The 13,769-nt window shown below is 71.3% G+C and carries 11 protein-coding genes and 1 tRNA gene; 6 read left to right on the forward strand and 6 right to left on the reverse strand.

The features are described 5' to 3' along the window. Positions 1-40: 40 nt before the first annotated feature. From ACFVGS_RS24035 to ACFVGS_RS24045, 3 genes are all read right to left on the reverse strand, one after another. Positions 41-877, reverse strand: a complete 837-nt coding sequence (locus ACFVGS_RS24035) for a hypothetical protein (RefSeq protein ID WP_385693613.1) — start codon at positions 875-877, stop codon at positions 41-43. A gap of 82 nt (positions 878-959) precedes the next feature. Next, the gene (locus ACFVGS_RS24040) at positions 960-2,420 is read right to left on the reverse strand and encodes a DUF2252 domain-containing protein (RefSeq protein WP_384417982.1); all 1,461 of its coding nucleotides are present in this window, start codon (positions 2,418-2,420) and stop codon (positions 960-962) included. 206 nt (positions 2,421-2,626) lie between these two features. Next, positions 2,627-3,694 carry a hypothetical protein gene (locus ACFVGS_RS24045; RefSeq protein WP_385693614.1) on the reverse strand — a complete coding sequence of 356 codons (1,068 nt, stop codon included), beginning with the start codon at positions 3,692-3,694 and terminating at the stop codon, positions 2,627-2,629. Between the two features lie 104 nt (positions 3,695-3,798). Between ACFVGS_RS24045 and ACFVGS_RS24050 the strand changes: the two genes are divergently transcribed. Continuing rightward, complete coding sequence (locus ACFVGS_RS24050; RefSeq protein ID WP_384417976.1) at positions 3,799-4,278, forward strand: MarR family winged helix-turn-helix transcriptional regulator; 480 nt, start codon at positions 3,799-3,801, stop codon at positions 4,276-4,278. 41 nt (positions 4,279-4,319) lie between these two features. Here ACFVGS_RS24050 and ACFVGS_RS24055 read toward each other — a convergent pair whose 3' ends face one another. From ACFVGS_RS24055 to ACFVGS_RS24065, 3 genes are all read right to left on the reverse strand, one after another. Further along, positions 4,320-4,994 carry a response regulator gene (locus ACFVGS_RS24055; protein WP_384418026.1) on the reverse strand — a complete coding sequence of 225 codons (675 nt, stop codon included), beginning with the start codon at positions 4,992-4,994 and terminating at the stop codon, positions 4,320-4,322. Positions 4,995-5,098: 104 nt separating this feature from the next. Continuing rightward, on the reverse strand, positions 5,099-6,820 hold the full coding sequence (locus ACFVGS_RS24060) for a sensor histidine kinase (protein WP_384418024.1): 1,722 nt from the start codon (positions 6,818-6,820) through the stop codon (positions 5,099-5,101). A gap of 379 nt (positions 6,821-7,199) precedes the next feature. Beyond that, positions 7,200-7,286, reverse strand: a tRNA-Leu gene (locus ACFVGS_RS24065). 366 nt (positions 7,287-7,652) lie between these two features. On the opposite strand from ACFVGS_RS24065, the gene ACFVGS_RS24070 reads away from it, so the two are divergent. The 5 genes from ACFVGS_RS24070 to ACFVGS_RS24090 all read left to right on the forward strand — a co-directional run bounded on the left by ACFVGS_RS24070 (position 7,653) and on the right by ACFVGS_RS24090 (position 13,674). Then, a complete protein-coding gene (locus ACFVGS_RS24070) occupies positions 7,653-8,543 on the forward strand; it encodes an FhaA domain-containing protein (protein WP_384417974.1) in 891 nt (296 codons plus the stop codon). Between the two features lie 10 nt (positions 8,544-8,553). Beyond that, a complete protein-coding gene (locus ACFVGS_RS24075; protein WP_384417971.1) occupies positions 8,554-9,078 on the forward strand; it encodes an FHA domain-containing protein in 525 nt (174 codons plus the stop codon). Between the two features lie 177 nt (positions 9,079-9,255). Continuing rightward, complete coding sequence (locus ACFVGS_RS24080) at positions 9,256-10,740, forward strand: PP2C family protein-serine/threonine phosphatase (protein ID WP_384417968.1); 1,485 nt, start codon at positions 9,256-9,258, stop codon at positions 10,738-10,740. Positions 10,741-10,768: 28 nt separating this feature from the next. Further along, the gene (locus ACFVGS_RS24085; RefSeq protein WP_384417965.1) at positions 10,769-12,211 is read left to right on the forward strand and encodes an FtsW/RodA/SpoVE family cell cycle protein; all 1,443 of its coding nucleotides are present in this window, start codon (positions 10,769-10,771) and stop codon (positions 12,209-12,211) included. Further along, positions 12,208-13,674, forward strand: coding sequence for a peptidoglycan D,D-transpeptidase FtsI family protein (locus tag ACFVGS_RS24090; protein WP_384417962.1), 1,467 nt, complete (start codon positions 12,208-12,210; stop codon positions 13,672-13,674). Before ACFVGS_RS24085 ends, ACFVGS_RS24090 begins: the two co-directional genes overlap by 4 nt. Positions 13,675-13,769: the final 95 nt, after the last annotated feature.

Consider the following 13,769-nt stretch of genomic DNA (forward strand, 5'->3'; position numbering starts at 1 on the left):
CCCCCACGGGCGCACCTCACTCGAACCTACTGCACCACACCTACCGCACCAGAGCCGCGAGCTCCGCCTCACGCTCCGCGACCTGCGCCAGCAGCTGCTCCGCGATCTCCTCGAGCAGACGATCCGGATCATCCGGCGCCATCCGCAGCATCGCGCCGATCGCGCTCTCCTCCAGATCCCGCGCCACCAGCGACAGCATCTCCTTGCGCTGAGCCAGCCACTCCAGCCGCGCGTACAGCTCCTCGCCCTCGCTCAACCGCACCTCCGGCACCGGACCGGCCGCCCACTCCGCCGACAGCTCCCGCAGCAGCGCCTCGTCACCGCGCGCGTAGGCCGCGTTCACGCGCGTGATGAACTCCTCACGCCGCTTCCGCTCGTCCTCCTCCCGCGCCAGATCCGGATGCGCCTGCCGCGCCAGATCCCGGTAGAGCTTGCGCACCTCGTCCGACGGCCGGACCCGCTTCGGCGGCTGCACCGGCCGGTCCGTCAGCATCGCCGCCGCCTCCGCGGAAAGCCCGTCGGAGTCGACCCACTCGTGGAACAGCTCCTCCACCCCGGGCATCGGCATGACCGCGGCCCGCGCCTCCTGCGCCCGCCGCACATCCTCCGGATCCCCGGTACGCGCCGCCCGCGCCTCCGCGATCTGCGCGTCCAGCTCGTCGAGCCGCGCGTACATCGGGCCCAGCTTCTGGTGATGCAGCCGGGAGAAGTTCTCCACCTCGACCCGGAAGGTCTCCACCGCGATCTCGAACTCGATCAGCGCCTGCTCGGCCACCCGCACCGCCTGGTCGAGCCGCGCCTCGGGCCGCTCGCCCTCCGGCCCACCGGCCGGCTCCCCGGACCCGCCGGCCACGCCCTGGTCCTCGCTCACGTCCACGCCCGTCCACGTCCTCGTTCCGGCTCGTCCTACCCAGCCTACGGTCCCGCCCCCTTCCCACCCACCGCGGGCCGTGCTCCGCTCAGACGCCGGGTTCGGCGGCTATGCGGCCGGTGCGGATGGCCGTGACGAGGTCGGCGTGGTCCTCGGTGGTGCGGTCGGCGTAGGCGACAGCGAAGGAGGCGACGGCCTCGTCGAGCTCCTCGTTCTTGCCGCAGTAGCCGGCGATCAGCCGCGGGTCGGCGCTGTGCGCGTGGGCGCGGGCGAGCAGGGCTCCGGTCATGCGCCCGTAGTCGTCGAACTGGTCGGCGGTGAGGGCGGCGGGGTCGACGCTGCCCTTGCGGTTGCGGAACTGCCGGACCTGGAAGGGTCGTCCCTCGACCGTGGTCCAGCCGAGCAGGATGTCGCTGACGACCTGCATCCGCTTCTGCCCGAGGACCACGCGACGCCCTTCGTGCCCGGTGTCGGGTATGGGGAAGCCGACGGCCGGCAGGTACGGCAGCAGCGCAGAGGGGCGGGCCTCCTTGACCTGGAGGACCAGCGGCTCGCCCCGGTGGTCGAGCAGCAGCACCACGTACGAACGAGTGCCGACGCTTCCGGTGCCGACGACGCGGAAGGCCACGTCGTGTATCGCGTAACGGGCGAGCAGCGGCAGTCGGTCCTCGGCCACGGTCGCCAGGTAGGGGCCGAGGGCGGCGGCGACGGCCGCGGCCTCCGCGTCTCCGACGCGGCGCAGGACCGGAGGGGCGTCGACGAAGCGTCGGCCGCCGCCCTCCGTCTCCGGCACGCTCTCGGTGGAGCGGGCGGCGAAGCGGGCGCTGGTGTTGTTGCGGGCCTTGGCGGAGACGCGTTCGAGGGTGCCTATGAGGTCGCGGGCGTCGGTGTGGGAGACGAGTTCCTCGTCGGCGATGGCGTTCCAGGCGTCGAGGGCGGGGAGCCGGGCGAGCAGGCGCATCGTGCGCCGGTAGGCGCCGACGGTGTCGAAGGCGGCGGCCCGGCAGGTGTCCTCGTCGGCGCCGGCTTCGCGTCCGGCGAGGACGAGGGAGGTGGCGAGCCGCTTGAGGTCCCATTCCCAGGGGCCGACGACGGTCTCGTCGAAGTCGTTGAGGTCGATGACGAGCCGGCCTCGGGCGTCACCGTAGAGGCCGAAGTTGGCGGCGTGGGCGTCGCCGCAGAGCTGGGCGGCGATGCCGGTGACGGGGGAGCCGGCGAGGTCGTGGGCCATGAGTCCGGCGGAGCCGCGCAGAAAGGCGAAGGGGCTCGCGGACATCCTGCCGACGCGGATGGGGGTGAGTTCGGGTACGCGGCCCCGGTTGGATTCCTCGACGGCGCGGACGGCGTCGGGCCTGTCGGGGGCGGGGGTGAGCGTGGCCTGTGCCGAGCGGGGGAGCCGGTCGCGCAGCTCCTTGCCCCGCTGCCTGGCGGTGGCCGCCGTTCCGTCGGTGACGCGACGGGTGAATCCGGGCACGTAGGGGACGCGGGCGGAGGTCGCGTCCGCCGTGTGGTCGCGTGGTCCTGGTACCGCTGTCCTGGTGTCGTCCATCGGACGTCCTCCCCCGTCGTTCGCTGTTCCGCGCGCGCCGCTTTCGCTCTCGTCGCGGCGCGCCTGTGCCGTGCTGTGCCGTGGCGCCAACATCAACTTCGTCGGCTGGGCATGACGGTACCGCCGGGGCCACGAGGCCGTCGCCCCCTGTGGACAACGGTCTGTGGACAACTCCGCACCGCCTGCCTCGCGGCCTTCCGGCGCGGTCAGACGCCGACCGCCTCCTCCATCTCCTCCTCCGCCGCGGCCTCGGCGTGGGTCTCCGCGGCGGCCGGTGCCGGTGACGCGATCGCCTGACGGCGGCGGGATTCGGTGAGGCCGGCGATGGCCGTCAGCGCGACGCCCGCGAGGAACCAGAGGGTCAGGACGAGGACGTTGCCGCCGACGGCGTGGCCGTCGAAGTAGACGTGGTCGCGGACACCCTCGACGAATCCGGCGCCGTTCCAGAAGGCGTGGAGCGAGCCGAAGAAGCCGGGCTGGAGTTCGGGCCGGTAGATGCCGCCGGAGCTGGTGAAGTTCAGCATCACGAACAGCACCATCACGCCGAGGGTGGTCCAGCGCTTGAGGAAGGTGTGCAGTCCGACGCCGATCAGCAGGGCGCCGGCGCTGTACAGCCAGGAGAGGGCCCAGACGCCGCCGAGACCGTGGTCGACGAGGTGGAAGAGGGGTCCGGCGAGGACGGCGCCGACGAGGCTGACGACGAGGGACATGCCCGCGGCGAGCAGGGCCCTGACGCGCAGGGGCAGGACGGCTCCGGCGCCGCCGATGACGGCCACGGAGGCGTAGGAGCCGATGCTGAGGGCGACGAGGAGGAAGAAGATGCCCTGGCCGGTGGGGTCGCCGGAGGAGACGGGGGCGACGTCGGTGACCTTGAGGGGTTCGTCCTGGGCGGCGGCGACCTTGGTGAAGACCTTCTCGACGGCCATGGCGCTGGTGTCGGAGGAGGCGGAGGCGACGAGCAGTTCGGGGCCGTGGCCGGTGGTGCCGGGGAGGTAGGCGCCGAAGCTGGACCGCTCGCGCAGGGCGGTGGTGGCGGTCGCGCGGTCGGGGACGGTGCGGACGTCGAGGGCGCCGGCTCCCTTGTCCTGGAGGGTCTGCGCGAGGACCTGGGTGCTGGGTCCGGAGCCGACGATGTCGACGCGCAGGTCGTGGGGTTCGGGGGCGTGGAAGGCGCCGAGGTAGGCGAGGCCCATGCCGATGCACATCAGCAGGGGTGTGAGCAGATGCCCGAGGACGTGGCGAAGTGCTCCCCTGGTGGTCGGTCCTGCGGACACCGGAACCTCCATGGTTGGCTTTTACAACTAAAGAACCGTTGTACTATACAACCGAAGAGTTGAGTCCGACCAGCGGGCCACCCGCGGCATCCAGGGAGCGCACCATGAGCGACGGCGCGCGGGAGACGTCCCTCGACACCATCCAGCGCGAGCTGACGGCCTTCGCCCGCCGGGCGCGGGCCGCGGCGGCGCGGCTCCATCCGGAGCTGCCGCTGGTCTCGTACACGCTGCTGGCCCACATCGAGGACCGGAAGGGCTGCCGGGCCACGGATCTCGCGGCCCACTATCTGCTGGACAAGTCGACGGTCAGCCGGCAGGTCGCGGCCCTGGAGAAGATGGGGCTGGTCGAACGGCGTCCCGATCCGGACGACCACCGCGTGCAGGTGCTGCACCCCACCGACGCGGGCACGCGGCTGCTCTCCTCGACGCAGGCCAGCCGGCTCGCCGCGTACGAGGAACGCCTCAAGGACTGGTCGGCCGAGGACCTGGCCGCGTTCGCGGCCTACCTCCTCCGCTACAACGCCGCCGGTGACACGGGCCTGCCCGCCCCGATCGGCGACTCCTGGCCCCGGCCCGAGGCGTAGCCCCGGCGCCGACTGCACCCGCGCCGGAACCCGCCGGTGTCCTACAACCCGGCGTCCCGGGCCAGCAGCGCCGCCTGCACCCTGTTCTCGCAGCCCAGCTTGGACAGGATGCGGCTCACGTACGTCTTCACGGTGGCCTCGCTCATGTGCAGCCGCCGGCCCGCGTCGGCGTTGGACAGTCCTTCCCCGAGCAGGGCGAGCACCTCGCGCTCCCGCTCGCTCAGTGCGGTGAGCCGGGCCCGCGCCTCCTCCGCGCGTGCCGCCTCCCGGCCGGAGGCGAGCCGCTCGACGACGTGCCGGGTGGCCGCCGGTGAGAGGTAGGCGTCGCCGGCCGCCGCTGCCCGCACGGCGCGGATCAGCTCGGCCGGTGCGGTGTCCTTGAGCAGGAAGCCCGCTCCGCCGTGCTCCAGGGCCCGCAGCACGTTCTCCCGCTCGCCGAACGTCGTGAGCACGATCACCCGCGTCGCCGGGGCGGCGCGCCGCAGTTCCGGGAGGGCGGAGAGTCCGTCGAGGACGGGCATCTGGATGTCGAGCAGGAGGACGTCCGCCGCGTGGGCGCGCGCCAGGTCGACGGCCTCGCGGCCGTTGGTCGCCTCGGCGACGACCTCGATCTCCGGGTCCGAGGTGAGGATCATCCGGATCCCCGCCCTGATCAGCGGTTCGTCATCGGCGATGACGACCCTGATCCGTCGCCCCGCTCCTGATCCCGGCCCCAGTACCGGCCCCGGTCTCGCCGCCGAAGCCGTTGATGCCGTCCCCGTCGCGGGTCCCGTCCCTGCCCCGTCCACAGCCACTCCCCAACGGCCCTCGCGCGAACGCCCTAGCGCACGACCTCGTACGACTTCTTCTCGATCAGCTTGCCGTCCTTGAAGCAGAACCGGAAAACCGGCTCCTTGTCGAAGTCCTCGCTCGTCTCCGAGCTCATCAGGACCAGGCACGTCGATCCCTCGGGCTCCGCGGGGCCCTTCCCGTGCAGACCGGTGGTGGCGATGGTGTCACCCGAAGGAAGACCGTCACGCACCTTGCGCTCGCTGTCGCCGACCTTGACCGCGTCGTACTGCGCGGGATCGATCATCCCCTTCGACACCGAACCCATCAGGAACCAGAGGCCGAAGCCCGCCGCCACGAGCAGCAGCACCAGGGCGGCGACCGCGATCCCGCAGCCGATCGCTATCCCGCTGCCCGTGCTCCTGCCCCTGCCCGCCTGCATCGCCATCGCCAGCTCCCGTTCGGCCACCGTCCAGTCGGACGGTCCGACTGCGACCCGACCACGGTGGCCGCGCCGGGGCCCCTTCGACTGCTGCCGGAAGTCGTCGGCCGCATCGACGAAAGGCGCGGCGTAGGGATCGGCCTGCGGTGCGGCGTACGGGTCCGTGTACGGCGCGGCGTACGGGTCCACGTACGGCGCGGCCTCCACCGCCCCGTACGGCAGGACCCCGGCGACCCGGAAGCCGCCGCCGTCCGCGGGGCCGGCGTGGACGATGCCGCCGACCAGGCGGGCCCGCTCGTGCAGGCCGGGCAGCCCCTGGCCGCCGCTGACGACGTCGGACGGGGCCTCGGCCGGCTCCTCGTTGAGCACCTCGACGACGAACGCGTCCGGCTCGTACCTCACCTCGACGGTGATGGGGGCGCCCGGGGCGTGCTTGTAGGCGTTCGTGAGGCCTTCCTGGACGATGCGGTACGCGGCGTGGTCGACGGCAGGCGCGAGCGGCCGGGTCTCGCCGTGCCGGTTCAGGCCGATGGCCGTGCCGGCGGCGCGGGCTGCCGTGACGAGCCCTTCGATGCCGGCGGTCCCCCGTGCCGCCCGCCCCGTCTCGTCGCCCGGCCGCACCAGCGGGACGCCCTGGCCGCCCCGGTCCGCGTCGTCGGGCGCCTCCACCCCGTCGCGGAGGATGCCGACGACCTCCCGCAGCTCGTGCATGGCGTCCATGGACGCGCCCCGCAGCACGGCGACCACCTCGCGCTGGCGGTCGGTCAGGTTCGGATCCACCTCCAGCGCCCCGGTGTGCACGGAGATCAGTGCCAGCTGGTGGCCGAGGCTGTCGTGCATGTCCTGGGCGATCCGCTGCCGTTCCCGCATCCTGGCCTGGCCGACGAGCATGGCCCGTTCCCGCAGCAGCTGCACGTTGCGCTCCTGGAGCGCGTGCAGCAGGGTCCTGCGCTGGGTCCAGTAGCGGTGGGCGAGGCCGGGCGCGAGCGTCGTCGCGAGGAAGTACAGCGTCGAGATGAACGCGAGCGTGAGCAGCCGCTGCTGCTGCCAGGCCTCGACGGCCGTGCCCGCGATGTTCAGCACGTACGCCGTGGTGAACGCGGCGAGCGCCCGTTCGACTCCCGCGACGTAGCGGCCGGCGGACCAGCCGAGGAGTATCAGCAGCGCGAGGAAGCCCGGTATGAAAGGGGAGAGGGCGGACGTGACGACGAGCACCGTCGCCGGCAGGCGGCGGCGCAGCAGCGACAGCGCGGCCGAGGCCAGCGCGACGGCGGCGAGCGTCCATCCCCCGCCGCCCAGGACGTCCTCGGTGCCGGCGGCCAGCAGCGCCATGACGACGGCGAGCACCAGCTCGCCCGCGGTCCTGCGCCGCGACCACTGCCCGGGCACCGCGAACCAGCGCCACCCGTCGCCGAGCAGCGTCACCAGCCGCGTACGGGAGGGAGTCGGGGTCTTCAGCCGCGTACGGGCGGGAGTCCGGGTCTTCGTAGGAGCTTCCACGCCCGCACGATAGGGCGGGCGTTCACCGGCCCGCCGTCCTCTTTCGTCGCGCCTCGCACCGACGAACGTCGCGACCGATCCCCAGCCCCGAGCCGCGGCACCCACCCCGCCCAACGCGCCGCCGCCCCCGCCGCCCCCACCGTGACAAAGGCAACAACACGGGCAGGACACGCGGAAGCCCCGTAGGTCATCGACCTACGGGGCTTCCGTCTGGTGCGCGAGGGGGGAGTTGAACCCCCACGCCCTTGCGGGCACTGGAACCTGAATCCAGCGCGTCTGCCTATTCCGCCACCCGCGCATTGGGTGGTCTCCCGGCTCCCTCACCTTTCGGTTCGTTCGCCTGGCGACATCTGAAGATTAGCACGCCGCAGGCCTTGGATTCACATCCGTTGTTTCGGCCCCTCCTCCGCGGACGAGGAGAGAGGAGAGCGAGGAGTGCCGGGAGAGGAGTGAAGGGAGAAGTGAAGAGGGGAGTGAAGGACGGCACCCTCCTGCTCTGCTCCCGGGTGCGGGACACTGTCCACAGGCCGCCTCTACGATCCGTGGGGGAAGGTCTGTGAGAGGTGACACTCGTCCACAGGGCAGAGAAGGGGAACCAGCCGATTTCCCGACGCGTGGATACGATCAGTAAGCAGTACGACGACAACGACGGAGGAGGTGCCCCATGGGAGTCCTGAAGCGGTTCGAGCAGCGACTCGAAGGTCTGGTCAACGGCACCTTCGCCAAGGTCTTCAAGTCCGAGGTCCAGCCCGTCGAGATCGCCGGCGCGCTCCAGCGCGAGTGCGACAACAACGCGACGATCTGGAACCGCGAGCGGACGGTCGTCCCCAACGACTTCATCGTGGAGCTGAGCGCGCCGGACTACGAGCGCCTCAGCCCCTACTCGGGCCAGCTCGGCGACGAGCTCGCCGGCCTGGTCAGGGACTACGCCAAGCAGCAGCGGTACACCTTCATGGGCCCGATCAAGGTCCATCTGGAGAAGGCCGACGACCTCGACACCGGTCTGTACCGGGTGCGCAGCCGCACGCTCGCGTCGAGTACGTCACAGCCGCAGCCGCCCGCCGGTCAGCCGCCGCACCCCGGTCAGGGCCAGCAGCCGCCCCGCGGCGGCTACGGGTACCCGCCTCCGGCGTACGGCGGCGGGGCCCCCGCCGGTGCCCCGCCGATGCCCGCCGCGCCGCCGCCGGGTGCGCCGGCGATGCCCGGGCACCGTCCGACGGCGCCCGCCGCGGGCCGTCCCGGCGGTCCCGCGCCGACGTCCGCCGCAGGCGGTCAGATCCGCCGCTGGATCGAGATCAACGGCACGCGTCACCAGATTTCCCGCCCGACCCTGGTCCTCGGTCGCAGCACCGACGCGGACGTGAGGATCGACGATCCCGGCGTCTCGCGCCGGCACTGCGAGATCCGGACCGGAACGCCCTCGACGATCGCGGATCTCGGGTCCACCAACGGCATCGTGGTGGACGGGCAGCACACCACCCGCGCTACGCTCCGCGACGGCTCGCGGATCGTCGTGGGCAGCACCACCATCGTTTACCGGCAAGCCGAAGGGTGAAGCGGGGGCAATGTCAGAGCTGACCCTGACGGTCATGCGGCTGGGTTTCCTGGCCGTTCTGTGGCTGTTCGTCATCGTGGCCGTCCAGGTCATCCGTAGCGACCTGTTCGGCACGCGGGTCACCCAGCGCGGCTCGCGCCGCCAGGACGCGCGCCCGCAGCAGGGCGGGCGGCAGGCCGCCGCCCCGCCGCAGCAGCGGGGCGGCCAGCAGGCCGCGCCCGGCGGCCGGCAGCGTCGGGGCGCCCCGACGAAGCTCGTCGTCTCCGAGGGCACCCTCACCGGCACGACGGTCGCCCTGCAGGGGCAGACCATCACGCTGGGCCGGGCCCACGACTCGACGATCGTGCTGGACGACGACTACGCCTCCAGCCGGCACGCCAGGATCTACCCGGACCGGGACGGTCAGTGGATCGTCGAGGACCTCGGGTCCACCAACGGCACGTATCTCGACCGGACCCGCCTCACCACCGCCACGCCGATTCCGCTCGGTGCGCCGATCCGCATCGGCAAGACCGTCATCGAGCTGCGGAAGTAGTACGAAAATGAGCGAGCGGAGCGAGCGCGCCGGGACGGTCCCCACGACGGACCGCCCTGAGGGCCGCGCGGCAGCCCGGGCAGTGGGCCAGGGTGGGTACGGGCTCCCGACCGGAGGGTGGGCAGTGTGGCTCGAGACCGGCGGCATCCCGACACGGCGCCGACAGGGCAGGTGGGCATGAGTCTGTCACTGCGTTTCGCCGCGGGCTCGCACAAGGGCATGATCCGCGAGGGCAACGAGGACTCCGGCTACGCCGGTCCGCGGCTCCTCGCGATCGCCGACGGCATGGGCGGCCAGGCCGCCGGCGAGGTCGCCTCGTCCGAGGTGATCTCCACCCTGGTGACGCTCGACGACGACGTCCCCGGCTCGGACATCCTGACCTCGCTCAGCACCGCGGTGCAGCGCGCCAACGACCAGCTGCGGCTGATGGTCGACGAGGACCAGCGTCTCGAGGGCATGGGCACGACGCTCACCGCCCTGCTGTGGACGGGTCAGCGCCTCGGCCTCGTGCACGTCGGCGACTCCCGCGCGTACCTGCTGCGGGACGGTGTCCTCACGCAGATCACGCAGGACCACACGTGGGTGCAGCGGCTCGTCGACGAGGGCCGGATCACCCAGGAGGAAGCGACGACCCATCCGCAGCGCTCGCTGCTGATGCGGGTCCTCAGCGGCGATCCCGTCGAGCCCGACCTGTCGATCCGTGAGGTGCGGGCCGGCGACCGCTACCTGGTCTGCTCCGACGGACTGTCCGGCGTCGTGTCGCACCAGACCCTGGAAGAGACCCTCGCCAGCTACCAGGGCCCGCAGGAGACCGTGCAGGAGCTGATCCAGCTCGCGCTGCGCGGCGGCGGCCCCGACAACATCACGGTGATCGTCGCCGACGTCCTCGACGTCGACGGCGGCGACACCCTCGCGGGTCACCTCTCCGACACCCCGATGATCGTGGGCGCGGTCGCCGAGAACCAGGCGCAGCTGCACGACGGCGGTGCCATGCACACGCCCGCGGGCCGCGCCTCGGGTCTCGGCCGGCCGGCTCCGCACCAGCAGCCTCCGTCCGGTGGTTTCGGCCCGCCCGGAAGCGGCGACGACCACGGCTACGGCGGGATGCCGCCGCAGGGCTCCTTCGGCTCGTACGCCGAGGACGACTTCGTGAAGCCGCGCGCCGGCCGCAAGTGGCTGAAGCGCTCCTTCTTCATCGTGCTGGCGCTCGCCGTCGTCGGCGGCGGTCTGTACGGCGGCTGGCGCTGGACGCAGACGCAGTACTTCGTGGGCTCGAAGGACGAGCACGTGGCGCTGTACCGGGGCATCAGCCAGGACCTGGCCTGGCTGAAGCTGTCGGAGGTCGAGAAGGACCACCCCGAGATCGAACTCAAGTACCTGCCGGCGTACCAGCGCAAGCAGGTGGAGGACACGATCGCGGGCGGCAGCCTCGGCAAGGCCGAGACGAAGATCTCCGAGCTGGCGCTGCAGGCCTCGGCCTGCAAGAAGAAGGAAGAGCGTCAGAAGGCCGCCGCGGACGCCGCGGACAAGGCGAGCACGCCGCCGCCGTCCACGGACGGTGCCGCCGCGCCGAACCCCAAGCCCACCACAGCCGCGCCGTCCCCTGGACCGACCCTGTCGGCGGAGGAGCAGAAGCTGGCCTCGAACTGCGGCAAGCAGTAAGCAGACCCGTAGGGGGCCTTTCACCACCATGAGCGTTGTCACCAACACGACCACCATCGGCGCCATCGAGGCGCCGAGCCGCCGTAACACCGAGCTGGCGCTGCTGGCGTTCGCCGTCGCCATCCCGGTGTTCGCCTACCTCAACGTCGGTCTGGCGATCGACGGCGAGGTGCCGCCCGGCATGCTCGGGTACGGTGCCGGCCTCACCCTGCTCGCGGGTGTCGCGCATCTCGTGGTGCGCAAGTGGGCGCCGTACGCGGACCCGCTGCTGCTGCCGCTCGCGACGCTCCTGAACGGCATGGGCCTGGTGCTGATCTGGCGCCTCGACCAGTCGCCGCGGCTGATCGCCCTGGCCAAGCGCTCGTACGGGGCGTTCAGCCCGTCCGCGCCGAACCAGATGATGTACTCGGCGATCGGCATCGCCATGTTCGTGGCGGTGCTGCTGCTCCTGAAGGACCACCGGGTGCTGCAGCGCTACACGTACATCTCCATGGTGGTCGCGCTGGTCCTGCTGCTGCTGCCGCTCGTGCCGGGTCTCGGCGCGGACGTGTTCGGCGCGAAGATCTGGATCCGGGTCGGCGGCTTCTCCATCCAGCCCGGTGAGTTCGCGAAGCTGGTCCTGGCCGTGTTCTTCTCCGGCTACCTGATGGTGAAGCGGGACGCCCTGGCGCTGGCCAGCCGCCGGTTCATGGGGCTCTACCTGCCGCGCGGCCGTGACCTCGGCCCGATCCTGACGATCTGGGCGGTCAGCCTCCTCATCCTGGTGTTCGAGAACGACCTCGGTACGTCGCTGCTGTTCTTCGGCATGTTCGTGATCATGCTGTACGTGGCGACGGAGCGGACGAGCTGGGTCGTCATGGGTCTGCTGATGTCCTCGGCGGGCGCCGTGGTCGTCGGTTCGACCGCGAGCCACGTGCAGTCGCGCGTCCAGGCCTGGCTCGACCCGTTCGAGTGCCTGAAGACGGCCCCCGAGGGCACGAACATGGCGTACGCCTGTGACCAGATGACGCAGGTGCTGATGTCGTTCGGCTCCGGCGGCATCCTGGGCACGGGTCTCGGCCAGGGCAACTCGGACCTCATCCAGTTCGCCGCGAACTCCGACTTCATCTTCGCCACGGTCGGCGAGGAGCTCGGCCTGGCCGGCGTCATGGTCTTCCTGCTCTTCTACGGGCTGATCATCGAGCGTGGTGTGCGGACGGCCCTCGCGGCCCGCGACCCGTTCGGCAAGCTGCTCGCCATGGGCCTCTCGGGCGCCTTCGCCCTCCAGGTCTTCGTCGTCGCCGGCGGTGTGATGGGGCTCATCCCGCTGACCGGTATGACGATGCCGTTCCTCGCCTACGGTGGTTCGTCCGTGATCGCCAACTGGGCGCTGGTCGGCGTGCTGATCCGCATCAGCGACACCGCGCGCCGCCCCGCGCCGTCCCCCGCCCCGAACCCCGACGCCGAGATGACGCAGGTGGTCCGTCCGTGAACAAGCCGCTGCGCCGTGTCGCGATCTTCTGCGGCCTGCTGATCCTCGCCCTGCTGGTGCGCGACAACTGGCTCCAGTACGTGCGCGCCGACGAACTGAACGCCCACCCGAAGAACAAGCGGGTGACGATCGAGCGCTACTCCAACGAGCGCGGCAACATCATCGTCGACGGCAAGCCGATCACCGGGTCCGTGGACTCCGGCGACGAGTTCTACAAGTACAAGCGGACCTATGTGGACGGCCGCATGTGGGCGCCGGTCACCGGTTACGCCTCGCAGGCCTTCGACGCCAGCCAGATCGAGAAGATCGAGGACGGCATCCTCACCGGCAACGACGACCGGCTGTTCTTCGACCGCACGCTGGCGATGTTCACCGGCGAGAAGAAGAAGGGCGGCGACGTCGTCACCACCCTGAGCGGGGCCGCGCAGAAGGCCGCGTTCAAGGGTCTCGGCGACAAGACGGGCGCGGTCGTCGCGATCGAGCCGTCGACCGGCAAGATCCTCGCGCTGGCCTCCACCCCGTCGTACGACCCGGCGTCCTTCGCCGGCTACCACGACGCGGACGCCAAGGCCTGGCAGGCGCTGGAGAAGGACAAGAACAAGCCGAAGCTGAACCGCGCGCTGCGCGAGATCTACCCGCCCGGCTCGGTCTTCAAGGTCGTCACGGCCGCGGCGGCGCTGGAGAACGGCGCGGTCAAGGACATCAACGCGGCGACGGACACCCCCGAAGGCTGGAAGATCCCGCTCTCCACGAAGGAGATGGTGAACCACGCCAGCGGCTGCGCCAACGCCAGCCTCAACCGTGCCCTGGAGATCTCCTGCAACTCGGTCTTCGCGAAGCTCGGTGACGACGTCGGCCGCGACAAGATGGTCGAGATGGCGGAGAAGTTCGGTTTCAACGCCGAGCAGTTCACGCCGGTCCGCGCCGTCGCCTCGGTGTACGACAAGAACGCCGACCGCGGTGGCAACGCGCTGTCGTCGATCGGCCAGTTCAACACGGCGACGACGCCGCTGCAGATGGCGATGGTCACGGCGGCGATCGCCAACGACGGCAAGCTGATGAAGCCGTACATGATCGACGAGCTGCGGGCGCCGAACGTCGACCTGATCAAGAAGACGGAGCCGGAGGAGCTGAGCCGCCCCGTCTCGCAGAAGACCGCCCAGCAGCTCCAGGAGATGATGGAGAACGTCGTCCAGAACGGGACCGGCCGCAACGCCGACCTGAACATGGACGGCGTGAAGGTCGGCGGCAAGACGGGTACGGCGCAGCACGGCGAGAAGAACGCCAAGCGCCCCTACGCCTGGTTCATCAGCTACGCGAAGACCGACCAGGGCTCGCCGGTCGCGGTCGCCGTGATCGTCGAGGACTCGGAGGGCACGGACCGCGAGGACATCAGCGGTGGCGGCCTGGCGGCCCCGATCGCCAAGTCCGTGATGAAGGCGGTGCTCACGAGCCGGAGCTGAGGGCAGAAGCCGGTCTTCCGGGCGTACGGCGCCGGTCTCGGTGACCGGCGCCACGCCGGAGCCCCGGCCGTGTACCGGTGTGGTATCAGGTGGCG

The sequence above is a fragment of the Streptomyces sp. NPDC127114 genome (assembly GCF_042677525.1).
In the GTDB taxonomy this organism is placed as follows: Bacteria; Actinomycetota; Actinomycetes; order Streptomycetales; family Streptomycetaceae; genus Streptomyces.

Bases quoted from the DNA above. Each gene is read 5' to 3' on its own strand.
- ACFVGS_RS24040 (WP_384417982.1), bottom strand. From the start codon at position 2,420: ATGGACGACACCAGGACAGCGGTACCAGGACCACGCGACCACACGGCG.
- ACFVGS_RS24050 (WP_384417976.1), top strand. From the start codon at position 3,799: ATGAGCGACGGCGCGCGGGAGACGTCCCTCGACACCATCCAGCGCGAG.
- ACFVGS_RS24060 (WP_384418024.1), bottom strand. From the start codon at position 6,820: ATGGCGCTGCTGGCCGCCGGCACCGAGGACGTCCTGGGCGGCGGGGGA.
- ACFVGS_RS24070 (WP_384417974.1), top strand. From the start codon at position 7,653: ATGGGAGTCCTGAAGCGGTTCGAGCAGCGACTCGAAGGTCTGGTCAAC.
- ACFVGS_RS24075 (WP_384417971.1), top strand. From the start codon at position 8,554: ATGTCAGAGCTGACCCTGACGGTCATGCGGCTGGGTTTCCTGGCCGTT.
- ACFVGS_RS24080 (WP_384417968.1), top strand. From the start codon at position 9,256: ATGAGTCTGTCACTGCGTTTCGCCGCGGGCTCGCACAAGGGCATGATC.
- ACFVGS_RS24085 (WP_384417965.1), top strand. From the start codon at position 10,769: ATGAGCGTTGTCACCAACACGACCACCATCGGCGCCATCGAGGCGCCG.